The sequence below is a fragment of the Emergencia timonensis genome, from assembly GCF_900086585.1.
Lineage (GTDB): Bacteria > Bacillota > Clostridia > Peptostreptococcales > Anaerovoracaceae > Senimuribacter > Senimuribacter timonensis.
In genome coordinates, this window is sequence record NZ_FLKM01000008.1 from 404,910 (window position 1) to 424,409 (window position 19,500).

The following is a 19,500-nucleotide window of genomic DNA, read 5'->3' on the forward strand; positions in this document are numbered from 1 at the left end:
AGTATCGAAGATATTTGACAAAATCTTGACTTTTTAGTGTTACACTTCTTTAGAAAGGAGGCAGGACGATGAAACAGAAATTATTGATTATAGATGACGAAACGATACTGACTGAATTACTTTATGACCATTTTAATACCTGTGGGTATCTGGTATATACGGCGAATAATGGCCGAGAGGCAGCTTCACTTCTCTCTGTGCAGCCCGATTTGATTTTGCTGGATATAAATATGCCAGATTTGGACGGTATGACTTTGTGCAAGCAGATTCGCAGATCTGTAATTTGTCCTATTCTGTTTTTAACTGCCAGAATCACAGAGCAGGATAAAGTTAACGGGTTTGCCAGCGGCGGCGACGATTATATTACAAAACCGTTCAGTTTACAGGAGCTGACTGCCAGGGTGGAAGCTCATCTCCGCCGGGATGCCAGAAACAGAATTGCCCCGAAGCTGCTGTCATCGCAAGGGTTGATTGTCAATTTGTCCGAGAGAACTGTCAGCTATGAAGGAAAGGAGATTCCTTTTTCTAAAAGAGAGTTTGACATCATAGAATTTCTTCTTTCCAATGGCAATCACGTCTTTGACAAAGAACATATTTATGAAGGCGCGTGGGGATTTGATGCTGAAGGCGACAGCAGCGTAGTAAAGGAACATGTGCGGAAGATTCGCACAAAATTATATGAGACGACAGGTAAAGAATACATTGAAACAGTTTGGGGGATGGGATACAAATGGAACAAATAAAAAGGAAAAGAGCAGAATCTTTGAAAAGTTCCTTTACTTATGCCATGCTATTCACCGTATTTATGATTATCCTTCTTTCAGTTTTGTCTGTATGGGGCTGCGCCGCCTTGCAGAAGTGGGTTATGCCAGACAAGAATGAGGCTTATCTTCATCTGACAACGACGTATTTTGACGGTACGCAGACCACGTCTACCCAGTTGGTGACCTTTGGCAAGGAAGATAACATTCCGCTTATAGAAGGAAATAATGAACTCAGCCCTTCTATCAAAGAAATATCTAACTATTCCATAGATAAAATTGAAAACAGCTTTGATTCTTTAACGCCAAAACGAAAAGCAGCTTACACTCTGCTCTCTGCCGCCATGGTAGGCCTGCCGGCAGTCTATTCAATTGCAGGCGTCCTGCTTTGTGCGCTTTGGTTCTATCGAAAAAAATTAGAAAAACCAATTGAAATCTTGTCCAATGCGACAGAAAATATAGCGAAAGAAGATTTGGATTTTACCGTCTCTTACGAAGGCGGAGACGAAATGGCCAAGTTATGCGATTCTTTTGAAATGATGAGACAGACCTTGTATACAAATAACCAGAAAGTCTGGAATATGTTAGAAGAACGACGAATGCTGCAGGCCTCTGTCGCTCACGATCTGCGCAATCCAATTTCTATCATCGAAGGATACACGGAATATCTACAACAAAATATCCCGCAGGGCACCTTGTCAGAGGAGAAACTTCTGCACACTGTAGAAAACCTATCCACAGCGGCAAAGCGATTGGAACGTTATACCGATTCTATTCAGGATATCCAAAGTATGGAGGACCTCGAGATTACACCGAAGGAAACCAATTTGCCGGATACCCTGCTGGAAATGATAGAGGATTTTTCCCACGTTGCAAGGCAGAAAGACCTATCGCTGGAAGTTCATGCTGATATTGCGGCAAGTCAGGTTATGATTGACGGACAAATATTGTACCGCATCCTGGAAAACCTGTTTACCAATGCACTTCGCTTTGCCGTCAGCAAAATAGAAATCACATTTTTGTTAGAGGGTACCAGCCTCCTTGTTTTCATAGATGACGATGGAAAAGGATTTCCAGAAAAAATATTAAAAAACCAGGAACGCTATGCCATTACATCTACTACCACAGACAGACACATGGGCATGGGACTCATTATCAGTCGTATTTTAAGTAAAAAACACGGCGGTTCTCTGCGGTTATCTAACGGCAGCCCTAGTGGAGGCGCACGGGCTGAAGTAAAAATTTGTATCAGATAAATCCAAGGTCTTGACGAATTTTTGACCTCTCTCTCTTATAATCTCCTTATCAAATAACAGGTAAGGAGATTATTTTTATGAAAAAGTTAGTCGTTACGCTTTGTCTGCTGACAGTTTTGTTATCATTTGCCGGCTGCGGGGAAAACAGCAGTAAACAGGACGGCACCGGTGCCGCTGAAAAAGCAAAGGATCTGACCATGATTACACAAGGCCGGCTGCGCTGCACAAGTGACCAGGGATATTACTATATTGGCGAGGACAGCATTGCGCTCAAGGAGAATACTTTTGGTTTTCGGATGATGTATGTTGACTATGAGACACAAAAGGAAATCTTTCTTTGCAACCGGCCAGGCTGTGAACACGATTCCGAAGAATGTCCGGCCGTTTTTAATGACACAGATTTAAAAATGGGCAGCAGCCTGCTGTTCTATAATGGATACTTATACCTTTTTTCACACGACCAGGATTTAGGCGGAGGTTCAATGACAGACCATTCAGCAGGCAGTAATCCAATGGAGGATGATGGTGCTTCCTTTACGGCAGATTCTGCCTGCCTATATCGCATGAATCCAGATGGGACTGACCGCAAAAAGGTTTTTACCTTTGATGAAGGACTTTCTCTGGAAGATCAAGTCTTTGCCTCAAGAGATACGCTTTACTTTATTACAAAAAAGGTTACAAGTGAGAAAGTAAACAATCAGACCACTTATTATGCTTCCTCTCAAAGAAGGTTAGTTGCAGTCAATACACAGGACTGGAAATCTTCCACGATATGCGAGCTGGATACAGACGTAAATGTGATTGGCGCCTTTGATAACCAATTGGTTTTTTATCAGACAATCTTTGACCATAAAATGTCAAGAGAAGAGATGTTAGATGACAATCAGTATTTGGACGCGCTGAATAAATCCTATAACTCTTATTGTGTTTTAGATCTTGCAGGGGGCAAAAGCGAGGAGGTCGCGAAATTATCCAATAAAAAAATACACACCTACGCAGTGAAAGGCAAAAAGCTGTATCTCTCAACAGAGGGAAAAGGAAAAATCGAGGAAATTGATTTAGTTTCTAAAGAAAAGAAAACCTTTGCAGAGACAGCCGACAGCTGTATTGATCGAGCCTATGACGACGTCCTCTCTTGTTCCTCCTGGGGGAAGAATGGAGAGATCAGCGATAACAGCAGGCTCTACATCCATTTAAACGACGGCAGTATAGATAAATCTAAAATGCAGATGAAGTCCATGGAGGGCGCTATCGAAATTCTAGGAGAACGAAAAGACCAGTTTCTAGTGCTCTACGATTACGATGCTAAGAAAGACCCTGTATATGAAGGTCAGTATAATATCAATGGGGCAAAGTACGCTCTGATAAATAAAGAAGATTTGTATAAGGGTAATGAGAATTATCATACGATCAAGCTGATTAGTTCTGGTCTGGGATTGTGAGGTGAAGGAAGATGCTAGAATTAAAGACGATTACAAAAAAGTATGACGATAAATACGCGCTGCAGGATATTTCTCTAACTCTTTCAGAAGGCATCTATGGTATTCTAGGTCCCAATGGTGCGGGAAAATCGACGTTGATGAATATCATTACAGAGAATCTTCAGGCAGACGAAGGGCAAGTTTTATGGGACGGTAAATCAATACAGGAGTGGGGAGCGGAATATCGGGCGATTTTAGGCTACGCTCCTCAGCAGCAAGGCCTCTATGATACTTTTACAGGCCGTCGTTTTCTCAGTTATATGGGAGCATTAAAAGAAATTCCCAAAGATCGGATAAAAAGTGAGATAGAAGAATCAGCGGCTTATGTAAATTTGCTGGAAAAACTGGATCGCCCGATTGGTACCTATTCTGGCGGCATGAAGCAGCGGCTTCTGATTGCCCAGGCAATGATGGGCAGCCCAAAATTAATTGTTTTGGATGAGCCGACTGCAGGTCTCGATCCCAAGGAACGAGTCAGTATTCGCGAAAAAATTAAAGAGCTGGCAGAGGGTAAAATCATTTTGATGGCCACACATGTGGTTTCTGATATCCAGTCTATCGCAAAAGAAATTATCATTCTGCAGTCAGGCAAAATCGCGGCAAAAGACAGCGTAGAAGCCTTGTGTTCTCAATTTGGAGAGGCGAAGGATTTAGAAGCAGTGTATATGGCAATCTTTGGTGAGGAGGCTTCGTATGTATAGGCTGATGTGTTTCGAGCTGGATAAAGTGTGGAGAAAACGAAGCTTTCTGCTGTCCGTTGCCGTTTTGCTGGCGATAAACATCTTTTTACTCTGGTATACCAACTTGCCAAATAACGAGACCCCTCCCCTATCCGCCTACAAGGCGGTAGAAAAAGATTTGCAGCACCTGTCTGAGGCAGAGAAAAAGAGTTTTATTGAAGATCTTTATGAAGACAGCAAAGGCGTAATGTTGGTCAACGACATACTGAATATGCAGAACAGCGCAACAGAGATGGGAAAAGAGTTAGGAAAAAAAACAATGGCGGAAAATCCTGGTGTCTTTGAAAAGTATTACAAGACCTTTACTTCCGGAAAATATTTAAAGTATACTGATTCTTTAGAACAGGAAATGTCGCTGATAAAGGAGATTTATGAGGAGTCAGAGAAGGTATCTTCTTATGGAAAATACCTAAAGGATATCAAAGATCGTAAAAAGACCCTGGAAAGCGTTTCTGTTTTTCAGGCTGCAGATCAGAACAGTTTTTCTGCGAGGAATATCACAAAAGAGGCTGCAGACTACCAGGACTTATCTGCCATCAAAACGGAGTTTTATCCGTCAAAGGGTCTGACGTCGGCCGTCTCAGCCCAGGCGACAGATCTGCTGCTGCTGTTATTGCTGTTTCTCTTTGCCGGCACATTAATCTATGAAGAGAAGGAGAAGAAATTATTTCTGATTACCAGAGTTACGCCGGCCGGCAGAGAAAAAAGTATCATTGCAAAATTAACCGCCTTACTTATTCAATGTTTTGCCATGACCTTCTTATTTTATGGTGTGAACGTCATCTTTTTCTCTGCCTCTGCAGGTGTGGGAAATCTGCTGCGAAGCCTGCAGTCTGTTGCACCCTACATGGGAAGTGACTTGCAGATTTCCCTCCTCGCTTATTTGCTGCTGACAGTTGTCACAAAAGCTATTTTGCTGTTTTCCCTGGGAGCATTCCTGGTATTCATTGCGATTATCGGAAAACAAAGCTTCTTACCTTACCTTGCTGGTACGGGACTATTGGCGATCAGTTCGTTGCTGTATCTATTCGTTCCAGCGAGTTCGTCGGTAAATTGGCTTAAGTATTTAAACCCAATTGGATTATTGCAGACAGACACGATTTATGGCGGCTACTTAAATTTTAACTTGTTTGGTTATCCCCTATCACGACTGCTGACGTCCTGGGTGATTTTAGGGTTATATGCGGCATACAGCTGTTTCTTGGCCGTTAAGGCATTCCTGACTAGCCGCAGCCTGGAAATCAGCAAACTGCGCTTGCCGACACTGCGGTCTTTTCACCCTCATGTAAATCTCTGCAGACATGAAGGCTACAAGATTTTTATCATGAACCGCGCGCTGCTTATTCTGCTGACCTTTGCAATACTCTTCGGATATCAGCATCTGTCAAAGACGTATACCCTGACGCCGGCAGAGACTTACTATCAAAATATCATGACTGAACTTTCAGGGGACTTGACAGAAGAAAAAACCTCTTTAATTGAACAGGAAAGGAAACGATACGAAGAAGCCTTTGCAAAGATAAAGAGCATTGACGAAATGGTCGCAAAAGGAAAGATCAGTATGGAAGAAGGAGAAAATATAAAATCACCATACTACAGCGAAACCGCCTTTTACCCATCTTTTCAGCGGGTACTGCAGCAGTACGATTATGTGGTAGATTCAGGCGGTAAATTTGTATACGATACAGGATATCTGCTGATTTTCGGCCTGTCTCAAAGCAGCCGTTCGCCAGATTTGATTCTGTTTACGGTCTGCATCATTTTCGCTTTCAGCGCCTTATTTTCCATGGAATACAGGGATAAATCCTGGAATCTGCTGGCCGCGACAAGGCGTGGGAAGAGAGACATATACAAGAGCAAACTTCTGCTTGCTATGGCAGCAACGACAGCTGTTTTTGCATCAGGATGGGTCTGTCAGATAATCCAAGTTGCCAGAAGCTGCCCTCTTAGGGAGATTACCTCGTCGACGATGGCTCTTGCACAATTGCGAGAAATGAAACTGGATATGCCTTTAGCAGTACTGCTGCTTTTGATGGCTCTGCTGCAGATATTGAGCCTGTTTGCAGTATTGATGGTTACAGTGTGCCTGTCTGACAGGCTGAAAAACCATATTCAGACGCTGTCTGTTTCAGTTTTGCTTTTGATTGTACCGCTGATTTTAAATGAAATGGGTCTGACCTTTGGAAAGTGGGTTTCTCTGCTGCCGCTTTATGATTGTGTCAACAGTGTTTTGATAAACCACGGCCTGGCTATAAACGCAGGCTATTTGGCTGCTGCAGCTGTATTGCTCGCAGGCGGTATTTTGACCCTTCGAAAATCTGCGTCAAAGTGAAAATAAGATTTAGGGAGAATCTTGCGCATGTGATGCGTTTTTGAAAATGTCCCAGAAAGTTCAATATAAGACAGCCAGACACGGACGACAGAATATACGGTATAAGGGTATACAACTGCACCATCTACGATAGATTTGTGCCTATTGAGATTTTTTTGGTAATCTGACCTAAAACCTGACATATTCACAAGTCGTTCCTCTCAAAAAAGCCTGCACCAGTTTATCGGATTTGCAAATATACTGTGTATGGTTACTTTTGCGGACTGCGAAAAGGAATTGGAATGCAGAAATTCACATAAAACTAACCAGAATGAGAAATATACCCGGACAAATCCTCCCACATGGTAATCGTTTTAGGTCAAAACGAGAAAAATACGCCAAAAAGCATAAAACCATCATATCAGCAGGTCAGCCTGGAACATTTTATCTTACGATCACTTAAGACATTATCATTTATGAAGCGCAAACTAAGATTTAGGGAGAATCTTGCGCATTGACACCTTCGCTGCATTGGATTAAACTATAACAGATGCCGGATGTCCTCAGCTTCCGGCATCTGCTGCAAGTCTCCTTGTCTAAGACAAAAGAAGCTTGCCGGGAGCTACGCTCCGCTTTCAATCAAATTGCAAAAGGGAGATTATACGGTGAAAAAGAATTTCAAGATGGGAATGATTGCAGGGATTTTGGTCGGCGTCCTTGTAACAGCAGGAATCGGCAGTGCTGCATTTTTTGCAACAGACGGATTTACAAATCTGACCAGAGAGAAAAATCGGTTGGATTTGATGACGATAAACAAAAGCATACGTGAATTAGAGACGATGATTGATGAGAACTATCTCAATAAAAAAGATAATCAGAAGCTAGAGCAATACATCTATAAGGGCCTTTTCGCAGGTTTGGGAGATCCCTATTCTGAATATTACACTGCATCTGAATACAAGTCTCTAAAGACGGAGACCACAGGCAGTTATTGTGGTATCGGGGTCAGAATTGTTCAAGATAACCAGACGCTGGAGACCAGCGTAGTGGAATTGTTTAAAAATAGCCCGGCAGTAAAGGCTGGTATGAAGGAACAGGATATTATTAAAGGGGTGGATGGCGTAGATGTTACGACGATGGACCTGGACAGTATTGTAAACGACCATATTATCGGTAAAGAAGGCACAAAGGTAAAAATAAAAATCTACAGACCTACGACGAAAGACACGCTGACGCTGGAGATCACCAGGCGCCAAGTGGAAGCTGAATACATAAAATCAGAAATGCTAGAGAATAAAACTGGCTATATCAACGTCTCCTCCTTTGCGGTTGCAACGACGAAGCAGTTTACAACTGCGGTGGAGAATCTGAAGAAAGAGGGAGCGAAAAGCCTGATTATTGATTTGCGCAATAATCCAGGCGGCGTTCTCAACAGCGCCGTCGATATGCTTGCAAGCATTTTGCCGGACGGAAAATTGGTTTATACAAAAGACAAGAATGGCAAAGGGGAAGAATACTATTCAAAAGACGGTCAAATTCGTTATAAGAGTAATGACGGTTACAGGGATAAAGCCTATCCAAAAAAGGATAGCGGTCAGTTGGATCTTCCTATGGTAGTGCTGATAAACCAAAATTCTGCTAGCGCTTCAGAAGTATTTGCGCAATCCATGAAGGATTATAAGCGGGCGATCATCATCGGAACCAAGAGTTTCGGAAAGGGCATTGTTCAGAACTTGATTCCGCGGGCGGACGGTTCCGCAGTCAAGTTAACGGTATCCAGCTATTTTACGAAAAATGGCAATGTCATCCAGGATAAAGGTGTTACACCAGATATTGAAATAAAGCAAAGTGGAAAGTGGAAGCGATCTACCCTGCTTCCCCCTCATAATGAGGATCGGCAACTACAGCGTGCCATAAAAGAACTGAAAGATAAATAAAGTGGGGCCGCTCCTATTAACAGATTCATAATCCGTTAATAAGTAGTGCCTGAAAGCAAGCAAAAGATAAGCTTTTAGGGGAGATTTTGCCGTTCAGAGGCAAAATCTCCTCTTTGCTTACAAGGCCGTTCCAACGCAACCGTGATTTTATGTTAATGCGGACAGCCCGCTCTTCTATTCTTTGACCAATTGGCGGCGATCCAGAGCGTCGTTGACTGCCCTCTTAATCACCTGACTGGATATGGTAGCACTGCTCACCGCATCAACGTCATAAGTATTGTTCTTTATCATCGTTTTAACGATTTTTTCGGCTTTCTGCCCCAGTCCATTGTCGTGTTCAATAAGCGTGATATTTTGGATTTGGTGGTCTTTGACAGTGACTGTAACTGCGGCCTTTACCAAGGTCGTCTGTTCTTCGCCGCAGTAGGTACCGTCCGCTATTTGCGTCATATCGACAGCAGTAAATTGTAAATGATCGATTTCATTTTTCTGTTTTATGAGCAGAAATGCGAAAAAAAACAGGAGCACCACAATAACGATACTCATATATTTAAGTACTTTTTTCTTTATCATCTGTGTTATCCTCGTTGTTCGTTGCCATTGATATATGCCAGCAAAGGCTTCAGCGCCTCTTTTGACGTATGGTCAAAGGAAAGGCGGAGAATCTGGTAAGTTTGGGGATTCTTTGTCTTCAGCATTTTGCAGAACATTTTCATCATCAATTTGTGCTTAAAGGCCATCTTTTCGTAACATAGACCGCTGTGAAGAAAAAAAGATTTAACCTGAGCAGCTTCTGCTTCGGTAAAGTTTTTTTCCATGGCTTCTTTGGTTTCCGGTGCATCAGCAGGCATGGCGCCTGTAGCATAGACGACCACTTTTTTGTTCTTCAATTCTGGCAGTTTAGATTTCAACCAATCGATGCCGTTGATGGAACCGGCATAGATACCGCCTCCGTAAATAACTGCCTCATAATCAGACCAGTTTATTGTATTTCGGTTTTCATAGTTTAGCAGGTCGCAGTTCAGTTCTTCGCTAAGCCACTTAGCATATTTTTCTGCAAATCCGGTATTACTTTTATAAATTACCAATGTCTTTTCCATGTGTTTCCCCTTTCAATTGTGCAAGAAATGTATTGTAAGCCATATCCAGCTGATTCTGAATATCCTCTCCTTCGACGTCTATGTTGGTTGACGCTGCCATGGCTGAGATTCCCATAACGTAAATAATCATATGCAGATGAAGGGCTTTAGCCTGTTCTATGCTGATGCCCAGTGATTCAGCAATGAAAATGCCGACCTGTTGACTGCTTTCTTTTCGGTAAAGATCATCAAGGGTGTAAACGTCAGGCTGCTGCCGTAAGAAATAAAGCTGAAACAAATTGGGCTCGTCTTTTGCAAATTTCAAGTAGGACCGCCCCGTACTGCGAAAATAGTCCTTCTTATTGATGCGGGCAGCGACGTATTCCCTGATAAATTTAGCAGTTCGGGCAACCAGTTCTTGTTTTACTCCCTCCATGTTGGCACAATAGCTGTAAATGGGCTGTACAGAGCAATTCAGCTTTGCGGCGATATTTTTTACCAATAAGTTTTCAAGTCCTTCCTTTCGAACAATCTCAAAGGCAGTCTCAATAATCATCTCTTTTGTAATCTTCTGTTTTGGCATGACTCACTCCTATATAATCATTTTATATAAATAGTTTATATAAAATGATTATATACTAAACTAAAAAATTGTCAAGGAAGTTTTGCACAGGTGTGGATGAATATGTGGATAGAATTTAGACGTATATGCATAATACTTTTCTCTCAAGTTCCTGCACCATAGGTAGTACTAAAGTATGCTTTTGCTGGACAGCTATTTACAATGATTCTAGTAAATATTAAAGTGAGACTACAGTAACAAATAGCCAAGTACAGGGTATTAGAGGATAAGGAAAGGAGATTTTTAAATCATGTTAAAAATTTTTGTTGGCATCGTACTGCTATGTTTTTCTTTTGGCGATTATCTGCAGTTTTTAGTGCCGCTTGCAGGCGCAGTCGTCATAGCTCGTCAGTTAATTCAGATGCGGAGATTGGACGATAGCTTTAACACTGCAATTGTAGGCGCAGTTGTATTTGCAGCCTATGAGGTAATCAGCATGGTGCTTTATCTATTGCCGATTTATGAGACGGGTAACTTCAGCAGTTATTTATATACAGGAAAAATTATAATTAGTTCTCTTCTGCTGCTAGCTCTTTATGTTGCATTTCATAGAGGGTATAGCCGGAAGGTCTTTGGCATCTTTGGCATTATCTGTATGAATGTGGGTACCGCGGCAGTCGTCTTAGTGACACCTGTTTTCAATCTGGGATATGACGAGATTACCAAAGCCATGGCGGTACTAGTTTACGCCTTTATTTTTGGTTATATCGGGTCAGATATGAGGATGATGCATCTATCAGAAGCATAATATGCCTTTTCTTTCATAAGTTAAAATAAAAAACAAGGGAATGCTCAAGTGCGAGGCATTCCCTTGTTTTTGTTTGTGTTAGCATAATTTATAAAACAGGGTATTGCCGTACTGATAGAGGATAATCTTGAAAACGAGAAGACAAAGGAACAGATCCGCGACAAGTTGCAGCGCTGTTTTGATCTGAATCAAAATAAGCAGAATACTTTTTTTCTCAAAAAGCAGTTTTCCCTCAAAGTTTTACACATCTGTGGATAGAGATGTGGATAAAAATTCTGCAGGTGCAGGCTTCTTATGAATCTGCTTCTACAGTCAAGAACTTCCCCGAATAGTACCGGCTCCGTAGATCATTCGTGCCTTGGCTATACGGCGCAGCTCCCTTTTTGTGGACTGGCGTCTTTCTGCCATCCCGAATCCAGGTATAGCTGAGGGGTCTTTTCCCGAAGAAATCCGCCTTTACTGACACACCATCATCATGGAGCCGGATAACTCGCAGTTGCTTCCCATTTTATGGCGAGCCAGCCCACCAACTACGCCACGATGCTGACCACAGACCCCGGGCTGCTCCGAGCGATGGAATCTGAGTTTCAGTCCTGTCTCGCCCTGTGCAGACCTACATTGTTAACTTTCTTATTCTGCCATTCTCTGGAGCAGGCTCCCCCTTAAAGTGAGTAAGTTTGCAACAGAATATATACTTTTTGTCATTTAAAATGACGCTAAAATGTCATTGTCAATTGTGGATATGCCCTTGAATTTTGTTTGAAGATGAAGTATTCTATAAGCCAAGAATATTACAGTTTGGAATTTGTCATTATAAATGACAAATATGTGTCATTTGCAATTAAAATTAGATGCATGTATAAATGTGAAGGATTGAGTGTGAGCAATGTTATTCAAGAGAAAAATTTTAGTGGTTGAAGACAATGAGATCAATCGGGCGACGCTGTGTGTCATCCTGTCTTCTCAATATACGGTTTTGGAGGCAGAAAATGGGGAGCAGGCCCTGTCGCTGCTGGAGAAATACAGAGAGGGAATCTCTCTGATCTTGTTGGATATTGTTATGCCGGTTATGGATGGCTACACCTTTCTGAAACATCTGAAAGCAGATAACAGGCTGAACTCAATCCCGGTCATAGTCACAACTTCCAACAACAGTGAGGCAGATGAGGTGACCGCGCTTTCCAACGGGGCCACAGACTTCATTACCAAGCCCTACCGCGCCCAGGTCATTTTACACCGGGCAGCCGGCATCATCCGCCTGCGGGAGACTTCCACCCTCATCCATCAGATCCAGTATGACCGGGTCACCGGGGTGTACAGTAAGGAATATTTCTGCCAGCAGGTCCGAGAAATCTTATTTCGAAATCCGGATGTGAAATATGATGTCCTTTGTTCAGACATTGAGGACTTTAAACTGATCAACGACACCTTTGGCATGGCTGCAGGGGATCGTCTGCTGCGGCAGGTGGCGGCGCTCTGTACTCAGCGGCTGGGGGATCGCGGGATCTGTGGCCGCTTGAACGCGGACCAGTTCGCCTGTCTCCTGGAGCATCGCGAGGACTATGCGGATGAGATGTTCACCCAGTCCGACAGCAAGATCAACAGCGGCTTCGGCGATCTGAATGTGATCATGAAATACGGCATCTACACGGTGGAGGACCGGGAGGTTTCCGTTGAGCAGATGTGTGACCGGGCGCTGCTGGCGGCGCATAGCATCAAGGGAAAGTATGGCAAGCACTTTGCCCTCTACGACGATAAGCTGCGGGGCACCCTGCTGCGCCGGCAGGCCATCACGGACGGTATGGAAACGGCCCTGGCCAAGGGGCAGTTTGAGGTCTACCTGCAGCCAAAGTACCAGATCCGGGATGGCCGGTTGGCGGGGGCCGAGGCGCTGGTGCGCTGGAACCACCCGGAATGGGGTCTGCAGCCACCTGGGGAGTTTATCCCCCTCTTTGAGCGCAACGGCTTTATCACGAAGCTGGACCAATATGTCTGGGAGCGGGTCTGCGCTCTGCTCCAGGAATGGGACCGAAAGGGCTATCCCAGCATCAACATATCTGTCAACGTCTCCCGCTTGGATATCTACAACACGGATTTGGCGGACGTCCTGACGAGTCTCGTTCGGCGGTACGGTCTTTCCCCCGACCGCCTGCACCTGGAAATCACGGAGAGCGCATACACGGATACCTCAAGGCAGCTCATCGAGACCCTGGGCACTCTGCGCAGGCTGGGTTTCGTCATTGAAATGGATGATTTTGGAAGCGGTTACTCTTCGCTGAATATGCTTGCGGAAATGCCCATCGATGTGTTGAAGCTGGATATGAAGTTTATTCAAACAGAGATTACGAGACCCACCGGCCAGGGCATCCTGCGCTTTATCGTGGACCTGGCCCGTTGGATGAAATTGAGAGTGGTGGCGGAGGGTGTAGAGACCCGGGAACAGTTGGAGCGGCTTCAAAACGACGGGTGTGACTACGCTCAGGGCTATTATTTTGCAAAGCCTATGCCTGTGGAAAGTTTTGTTTCGGTATTGACAGTGCAGGACCCTCCCGCAGATATGGAAAACAGCCGATCTGATGACTCTGCGGACCGCATGGACAGGGCTCTGCTGGTGGTCGATGAGGACGAGGAATATCGTGCTCAGGTGCATCGGAGCTTCTCAGACTGTTTTAAGGTACTGGAGGCGGCCAGTTATGAAGAGGCAGTTAAAATCCTAGGAAGCCATCCGTATCAGATGTCGGCCGTGATTCTCAGTTTGACACTCCAAGGTGGTGCTGATATCCTGACTGCGATTCAAAAGGAGCGGGGAGCCTGGGTGACACCATGTGTCGCCACGGGACCTCTGGACATGGAACTGGAGCGCAGCGCCATGGAGCTGGGCGCCGACGACTATGCGGTTAAGCCCCACAGTCAGGAGTCGCTGCGCAGGCGGGTCCTGCGGGTGATGAGTTTCCACACTCTTCAAGAACGGATACGGTCTCAGCAGGATGAGGCCTGCAGAGACTCCATGACCGGCCTGCTTAACCGCCAGGGGCTGTATACCATAGCCGAATCACTGCGGCATGCGTCTTTTTCCGCTGTTTATCTGTTTGAACTAGACGACTTGAAAAAGTTCAACGAGAAGTATGGCTATGTGGAGGGAGATCATTTGATCTTCCACTTCGCCTCCCTTCTACGTGCCCACACCCGGATGGACGATGTGCTGGTCCGGCTGGGCGGAGATGAATTTCTGGTTGTGATGTGCCACATGAGCTCCATGGAAGATGTCAATAAGAAAAAAACGGCTATTCTCCGGGCTTATCATGAGAGCCGTTACGCGGAACCAGATTTGGTGGCCTGCTTTGCCGGCACAGCGTTCTGGAATGCAGAGGAACCATTGGATGAAATCATACGCCGGGCTCGCGAGGTCATGTATGCTGCAAAGGCCGGCGGTAAGGACGAGTGCCTTATACGGAAAGGGTGAGCATGTGATGAGTAAATATACAAATTTAGAAGTAATATACGTCTCTCCGTCCAGCAAGCTGCTGCGCGGAAAGGAGGGCAGTACCGGCAACCGGGTAGTACTTAAGACCGGAGGCCAGGAGCCCATGACGCAGGAGCAAACAGCCCGGCTGCGACGAGAATATCAGATCATGCAGAGGATAGACAGCCCTCATGTGGTAAAGGCTTTTGGCGAGGTCACGCTGGACGGGCGCTACTATCTGGTGGAGGAATTCTGTCCGGGGATTACGCTGAGCAGGCTGCTGAAACAGGGCGCCCTGGATATGCCGGATTTCTACCGGATCGCGGAACAGCTGGTAATGGGCCTGCGGGACATCCACAAGGCTGGCGTCATCCACAAAGATGTGAACCCATCCAATATCATGTACGACGCAGAGTCCGGCCGGGTGGCGCTGCTGGACTTCGGTATCTCTTCCATGTTTATGCATGAACAGATGTCGGGAACCAGACTTGAAAATATTGAGGGGACCCTCCGCTACATCGCCCCGGAGCAGACCGGACGGATGAATACGGAGTTGGATTATCGCGCAGATTTTTATTCTCTGGGCATAACCTTGTATCAAATGCTGACGGGGCGTCATCCATTTGATGCGGAGACCCCCACAGAGCTGGTTTTTTCTCATATTGCGAAGACGCCGCCGGATCTTCGCGTGATTTTGCCCAATGTGCCGCCTATGCTTGCAGCCGTCGTAGACAAGCTCCTGGCCAAGATGGCAAAAGACCGCTATTTAAGCAGTGAAGGCCTTCTTTATGATCTGACGCGTTGCCAAAGGGAAAAGGAATTTGTCCTTGGCGAAAAGGATTTCAGCCGGCGCTTTGAATTCACCCACCAGCTGTATGGGCGGGAAGATGAAATCACCCAGTTGGAGAATGACTTCAAGGAAGTGGCGTCCGGTTCCAAGATTCTTGTCTCCGTCAGCGGTTATTCCGGCATTGGCAAGACCTCGCTGGTCAATCAGCTTCAGGAGGAAGCTCATCGGACCAGCGGTATGTTTCTACAAGGGAAGTTTGACCAGTATCACGCCAACGTACCTTACTTTGCCTTTTTCGAGGCCATCAAGCAATTTTGCAGCATGATCTTTATGGAGCCGGAGGAAAGTATCGGTAAGTGGAAGCAGACACTGTCAGAGCACTTGGGCGACGACGCGGCTTTGCTGACCGGTAAGGTGGCGGAGCTGGCCCTGCTGACCGGCACTCAGCCAACCCCTGAGGACATGGGGCCTCTGGAGGAGCGAACCAGGTTCAAATCCGTATTGGAACAGCTCTTGTCCCTGCTGGCTGCGCCGGAGCATCCTCTAGTTCTGTTTTTGGACGATGTGCACCGGGCGGATATGGGCTCCCTGGAAATGCTGGAAGAACTGTTCAAAAATGAGGATATCCACGATTTAATGATTATCGTATGCTATCGCGACAATGAAGTAAGCAGCGAACATCCCCTCACCCTCAGCCTGAATAAAATCATACAGCGGGGCGGCCGGGTCACACAGCTCAACCTGAAAGGGCTGGACCCGGAGAGCACCGCTCAGATGCTGGGAGACATATTCAAAACGGAAGCGGATACGACTTCTGTGCTGGCGGATATCCTTTATAGGAAGACAAAGGGAAATCCGTTTTACATCAAGCAGTTTCTGCGGCTGTGCCATTCAAAAGGCTACCTGAATCTGGATATGGACACCGGAAGCTGGAGCTGGAAGGAGGCGGAGATCCGGGCCTGCCCTGCCCAGGAGAATGTAGTGGACTTCCTGACGGAAAATCTAAACCAGTTTTCGGAGGAGACCATATCTCTGCTGTCTTTTGGCGCCTGTATCGGTCAAAGCTTTTCTGTGGAGGATCTGTCCGCTGTCTGCGGCCTGCCAGAACGTGAAATCAACCGCAGACTGATTACGGCGGTGGTACAGGAGGCGGTATATCCCATAGAGAAGGATGGGAAAATCGGCCTGCAGACCATGTATCAGTTTGCACACGACCGGTTCCAGCAGGTGTTCTATACTACCTTGTCAGAGAAGACGCGGGCAAGTGTCCATTACCTACTTGGAAAGCGGTATGAGGAATATTCGCGCGCCGCAGGCGTTCTGGACGAACGGGCGTTTGAAATCGCGGACCACTATGCAATGGGGCTTGGGGAGGCGGAGGATCAGGAAGAAAGGCGCCGGATTCAGGAATTCCTGCTGGGTACGGCCCACCGGTGCGGGCTGGTATCCGCCTTCGACACGGCGGAGCGGTACCTGAACCTCCTGCTCTCCCAGCCGGAGCTGAAGCGACCGGAAAACCGTCCCTTCCTCACCAAAGTCTACATGGAATATCATACGGCTCTGTGCAATCTGGTTAAGGAGGAGGAATGCGACCGGATCTACGGGATGCTCTGCAATCTGGTGACGGAGCCCACTGAGCTGGTAGATAACTGCCGCCTGCAGATATCCAGCTTCTCCAACCGGGGCCGGTATGAGGACGCCTTTGAGATCGGGCGCACCCTGCTTGGACAGCTTGGAGTCACCTTCCCCGGCGAAAATATGCAGCTGACCCTGGAACAGGAGATCGCATCCTTTTATCAGGAGCGGGAGGCCCTTGGATCGGAAGATATTCTGAATCTCAAAGAAGCTGAGGACCCGGTGGAGGCCGGGATCAGTAAATTGCTCTGCCGCCTGTGCGGCCCGACCTTTTTCTTTCGTCCAGATTATTCCTACTGGACGGTATTTACGGCTGTGCGGCGCATGTTCCAGCATGGTTATACGCCGCATGCCCTGCAGATGTATTCCAATCTGATGATGCCTCTGGGAGAACTGCGCAGGGATTACCGGACGTCCTACGCGGCTGGCAGGTCAGCTATGCGCCTGGCCGAAAAGCACCAGTACAAGGAAGTCATCCACTCCATCTACTGTATGTTTGCTCTCCATTCCGGCCATTGGTTCGAAGATGTGGTCAATGAGATTCCCTATGCAAAGGAGTCCATCAAGGGAAACGCCCAGATGGGAGACTTTGAGTACGCCTGCTATGGCTATTATGGTCTCATGATGGCGGTCATGGAAAGTGCGGCCCATGTGGAAGAACTGTGGAACGAGGCGCAGGCTGGAGTAAAGTTTGCGGAGAAGACCGGTAGCGACCATGCTTTGGGCAGCTTTTTGAGCTTTCAGCAGCTGTGCAGGAGTATCCGCGGGGAGCTCTCCCTCACCGGAAGTTTTGATGGGGACGGATTTTCTGAACAGGTCCATCTGGAGCAGTTTTCCCACAACCTGCAGGCAATCAGCTATTACCATGTCATTCGGGCCCTGTCGGCTGTGATCTACCGGGATTATTCCACGGCCTACCGGCTGTGCAGGGACGCTGTGCCCCTGCTCCCGTATGTCTCCAGCTTTTACAACGTGGCGCTCCACAATTTTCTGTATTCCCTGTCCATTTGCCAGGTACTGGAGACAGGGGACTGTGAGCCGGAGGCAAGGCCGGAGCTTCTGCGTGTCCTGGAGGAAAACCAGGATTGGCTGAAGGAACGCAGCAACGACGCGTTCTGCAATTATGGACATCTCTATCTTGTAATCGAGGCGGAGCGGAAAACGGCGGAAGGCTGTACCGAAGAGGCCCTGCAGCTTTACGAAGAGGCGCTGGGGGCCGCGAAAAAGCATGACCGCAGCCTTCATCATGCCATCCTCTGCGATGTGGCCGCGCTGCGCTATGAGAGGCTGGGGATCAAGTCGGCAGCCAGGCATTACCTGACGGATACCTACCGGCTGTACAGCCATTGGGGGGCGGAGGGAAAGTGCGCTCGCATGCGGCAGGACTACCCTGAACTGGCGGGCCTATGGAAGAACGATAACCGGCAGAGTACCCTGTCGGAAGCTTCCATCCGTACCACCGCATCGCTGGATATGCGCTCTGTGCTGAAAGCGTCCCAGGCCATTTCGGAGGAACTTGAACTGGAAGGCATCCTGGAAAAGCTGATTCACAGTCTTCTGGAATGCGCGGGAGCACAGCATATCTACTATCTGAGCCAGGCGGATTCCGGGTATGAGCTCCAGGCGGAGGGCCATTCCGGGGCCAAGGACGTATGCATCGTATCAAAGCGGCCGGCGGAGGGCCGGGATGTTCCGCTGAGCATCGTGTCGTATGTGGAGAGAACACTGGAAGCCGTAATCCTGGAAGACGGAGAGAACTCCAGAGTTTTTGGCAAGGACATCCATATCAAAGAGAATCACTGCAAGTCGGTCCTGTGCATGCCGATTCTCAGTAAGGGGGAGCTAAAGGGCATCCTCTACTTGGAAAACAACCTGGCCGCGGGTGTCTTTGACCAGCGGAGAAAAGAAAACCTCATGCCCATTGCGGCACAGCTGGCCATTTCTCTTGAAAACGCCTATTTATATGAGCATCTGCGCTTTTTGGTAGACGAACGAACGAAGGCCCTGCTGGAGGAGATCAAGGTGCGTAAGCGGGCGGAGGAAAAGTTGGCCCATATGGCAAACTACGACGCACTCACCGGACTTCCCAACCGCAGGCTGTTTCACAAACTCCTGTCCCGGCTGCTCCTGGAGGCAGAAGCCAGCGGGCAGCTGCTGGCTGTCCTCTACATGGATTTGGATGGATTCAAAGAGGTCAATGACACCTATGGCCATGAAAAGGGTGACCTGGTATTGGAGGAGACAGCCAGGCGGCTGATCCGTGCTGTGCGCGGCAGCGATATCGTGTCCCGTCTGGGCGGCGACGAGTTCGTCCTGCTGCTGAGCCGGATTATGGCGGACGAAGAGATCCGGCATGTCTGTGAACGGATTCTCTCTGAGATCAGGCAGCCTTTCCGGCTCTCAGAGGACCTGATTGTTGAAATGACAGCAAGTATCGGGGTCAGCGTCTATCCCAGAGATGGTAAGGACGAGAAGGAGCTTCTCTCCTGCGCCGACCAGGCCATGTACAAGATCAAAAAAAGTGACAAAAACTTTTACTCGTTTACAGAGCCTCTTTCTGACTCGCAGGAGAAGTTTTAAAAGAAAATACCATACCCAGCCGCGGCCGGCGCGAACGAAACCATTGCTGGTCATGGAAAGGATGAGATCGATGGAAAAAACAATGCCCGGGATATCC

The 19,500-nt window shown here is 47.0% G+C and carries 12 protein-coding genes; 9 read left to right on the top strand and 3 right to left on the bottom strand.

Features of this window, described 5'->3' with window-relative positions; translation table 11 throughout:
- The first annotated feature begins 68 nt into the window (after positions 1–68).
- The 6 genes from BN6539_RS03155 (at position 69) to BN6539_RS03180 (ending at position 8,486) form a co-directional block, all read left to right on the top strand.
- A complete protein-coding gene (locus BN6539_RS03155) occupies positions 69–743 on the top strand; it encodes a response regulator transcription factor (RefSeq protein ID WP_067533788.1) in 675 nt (224 codons plus the stop codon).
- Positions 731–2,017: a HAMP domain-containing sensor histidine kinase gene (locus BN6539_RS03160; protein WP_067533791.1), complete on the top strand. Its 1,287-nt coding sequence runs from the start codon at positions 731–733 to the stop codon at positions 2,015–2,017. Before BN6539_RS03155 ends, BN6539_RS03160 begins: the two co-directional genes overlap by 13 nt.
- A gap of 77 nt (positions 2,018–2,094) precedes the next feature.
- Positions 2,095–3,459, top strand: a complete 1,365-nt coding sequence (locus tag BN6539_RS03165; protein WP_067533794.1) for a hypothetical protein — start codon at positions 2,095–2,097, stop codon at positions 3,457–3,459.
- Positions 3,460–3,470: 11 nt separating this feature from the next.
- On the top strand, positions 3,471–4,199 hold the full coding sequence (locus BN6539_RS03170) for an ABC transporter ATP-binding protein (protein ID WP_067533797.1): 729 nt from the start codon (positions 3,471–3,473) through the stop codon (positions 4,197–4,199).
- On the top strand, positions 4,192–6,570 hold the full coding sequence (locus BN6539_RS03175) for an ABC transporter permease subunit (RefSeq protein WP_067533800.1): 2,379 nt from the start codon (positions 4,192–4,194) through the stop codon (positions 6,568–6,570). Before BN6539_RS03170 ends, BN6539_RS03175 begins: the two co-directional genes overlap by 8 nt.
- Before the next feature lie 644 nt (positions 6,571–7,214).
- The gene (locus tag BN6539_RS03180) at positions 7,215–8,486 is read left to right on the top strand and encodes a S41 family peptidase (RefSeq protein ID WP_187375448.1); all 1,272 of its coding nucleotides are present in this window, start codon (positions 7,215–7,217) and stop codon (positions 8,484–8,486) included.
- A gap of 174 nt (positions 8,487–8,660) precedes the next feature.
- On the opposite strand, the gene BN6539_RS03185 is transcribed toward BN6539_RS03180, so the two are convergent.
- Genes BN6539_RS03185 through BN6539_RS03195 form a run of 3 tightly spaced genes read right to left on the bottom strand, consistent with a single transcriptional unit; the run spans position 8,661 to position 10,148 of the window.
- The gene (locus tag BN6539_RS03185; RefSeq protein WP_082907330.1) at positions 8,661–9,059 is read right to left on the bottom strand and encodes an FMN-binding protein; all 399 of its coding nucleotides are present in this window, start codon (positions 9,057–9,059) and stop codon (positions 8,661–8,663) included.
- Positions 9,060–9,064: 5 nt separating this feature from the next.
- On the bottom strand, positions 9,065–9,586 hold the full coding sequence (locus tag BN6539_RS03190; RefSeq protein WP_067533805.1) for a flavodoxin domain-containing protein: 522 nt from the start codon (positions 9,584–9,586) through the stop codon (positions 9,065–9,067).
- On the bottom strand, positions 9,561–10,148 hold the full coding sequence (locus BN6539_RS03195) for a TetR/AcrR family transcriptional regulator (protein ID WP_067533807.1): 588 nt from the start codon (positions 10,146–10,148) through the stop codon (positions 9,561–9,563). The genes BN6539_RS03190 and BN6539_RS03195 overlap by 26 nt, the downstream gene beginning before the upstream one ends.
- A 289-nt stretch (positions 10,149–10,437) precedes the next feature.
- Here BN6539_RS03195 and BN6539_RS03200 point away from each other — a divergent pair, with 289 nt between their 5' ends.
- From BN6539_RS03200 to BN6539_RS03210, 3 genes are all read left to right on the top strand, one after another.
- Positions 10,438–10,935: a hypothetical protein gene (locus tag BN6539_RS03200; protein WP_067533810.1), complete on the top strand. Its 498-nt coding sequence runs from the start codon at positions 10,438–10,440 to the stop codon at positions 10,933–10,935.
- A gap of 886 nt (positions 10,936–11,821) precedes the next feature.
- Positions 11,822–14,398: an EAL domain-containing protein gene (locus BN6539_RS03205; RefSeq protein ID WP_067533813.1), complete on the top strand. Its 2,577-nt coding sequence runs from the start codon at positions 11,822–11,824 to the stop codon at positions 14,396–14,398.
- Positions 14,399–14,405: 7 nt separating this feature from the next.
- On the top strand, positions 14,406–19,403 hold the full coding sequence (locus BN6539_RS03210) for a diguanylate cyclase domain-containing protein (RefSeq protein WP_067533816.1): 4,998 nt from the start codon (positions 14,406–14,408) through the stop codon (positions 19,401–19,403).
- Positions 19,404–19,500 lie beyond the last annotated feature (97 nt).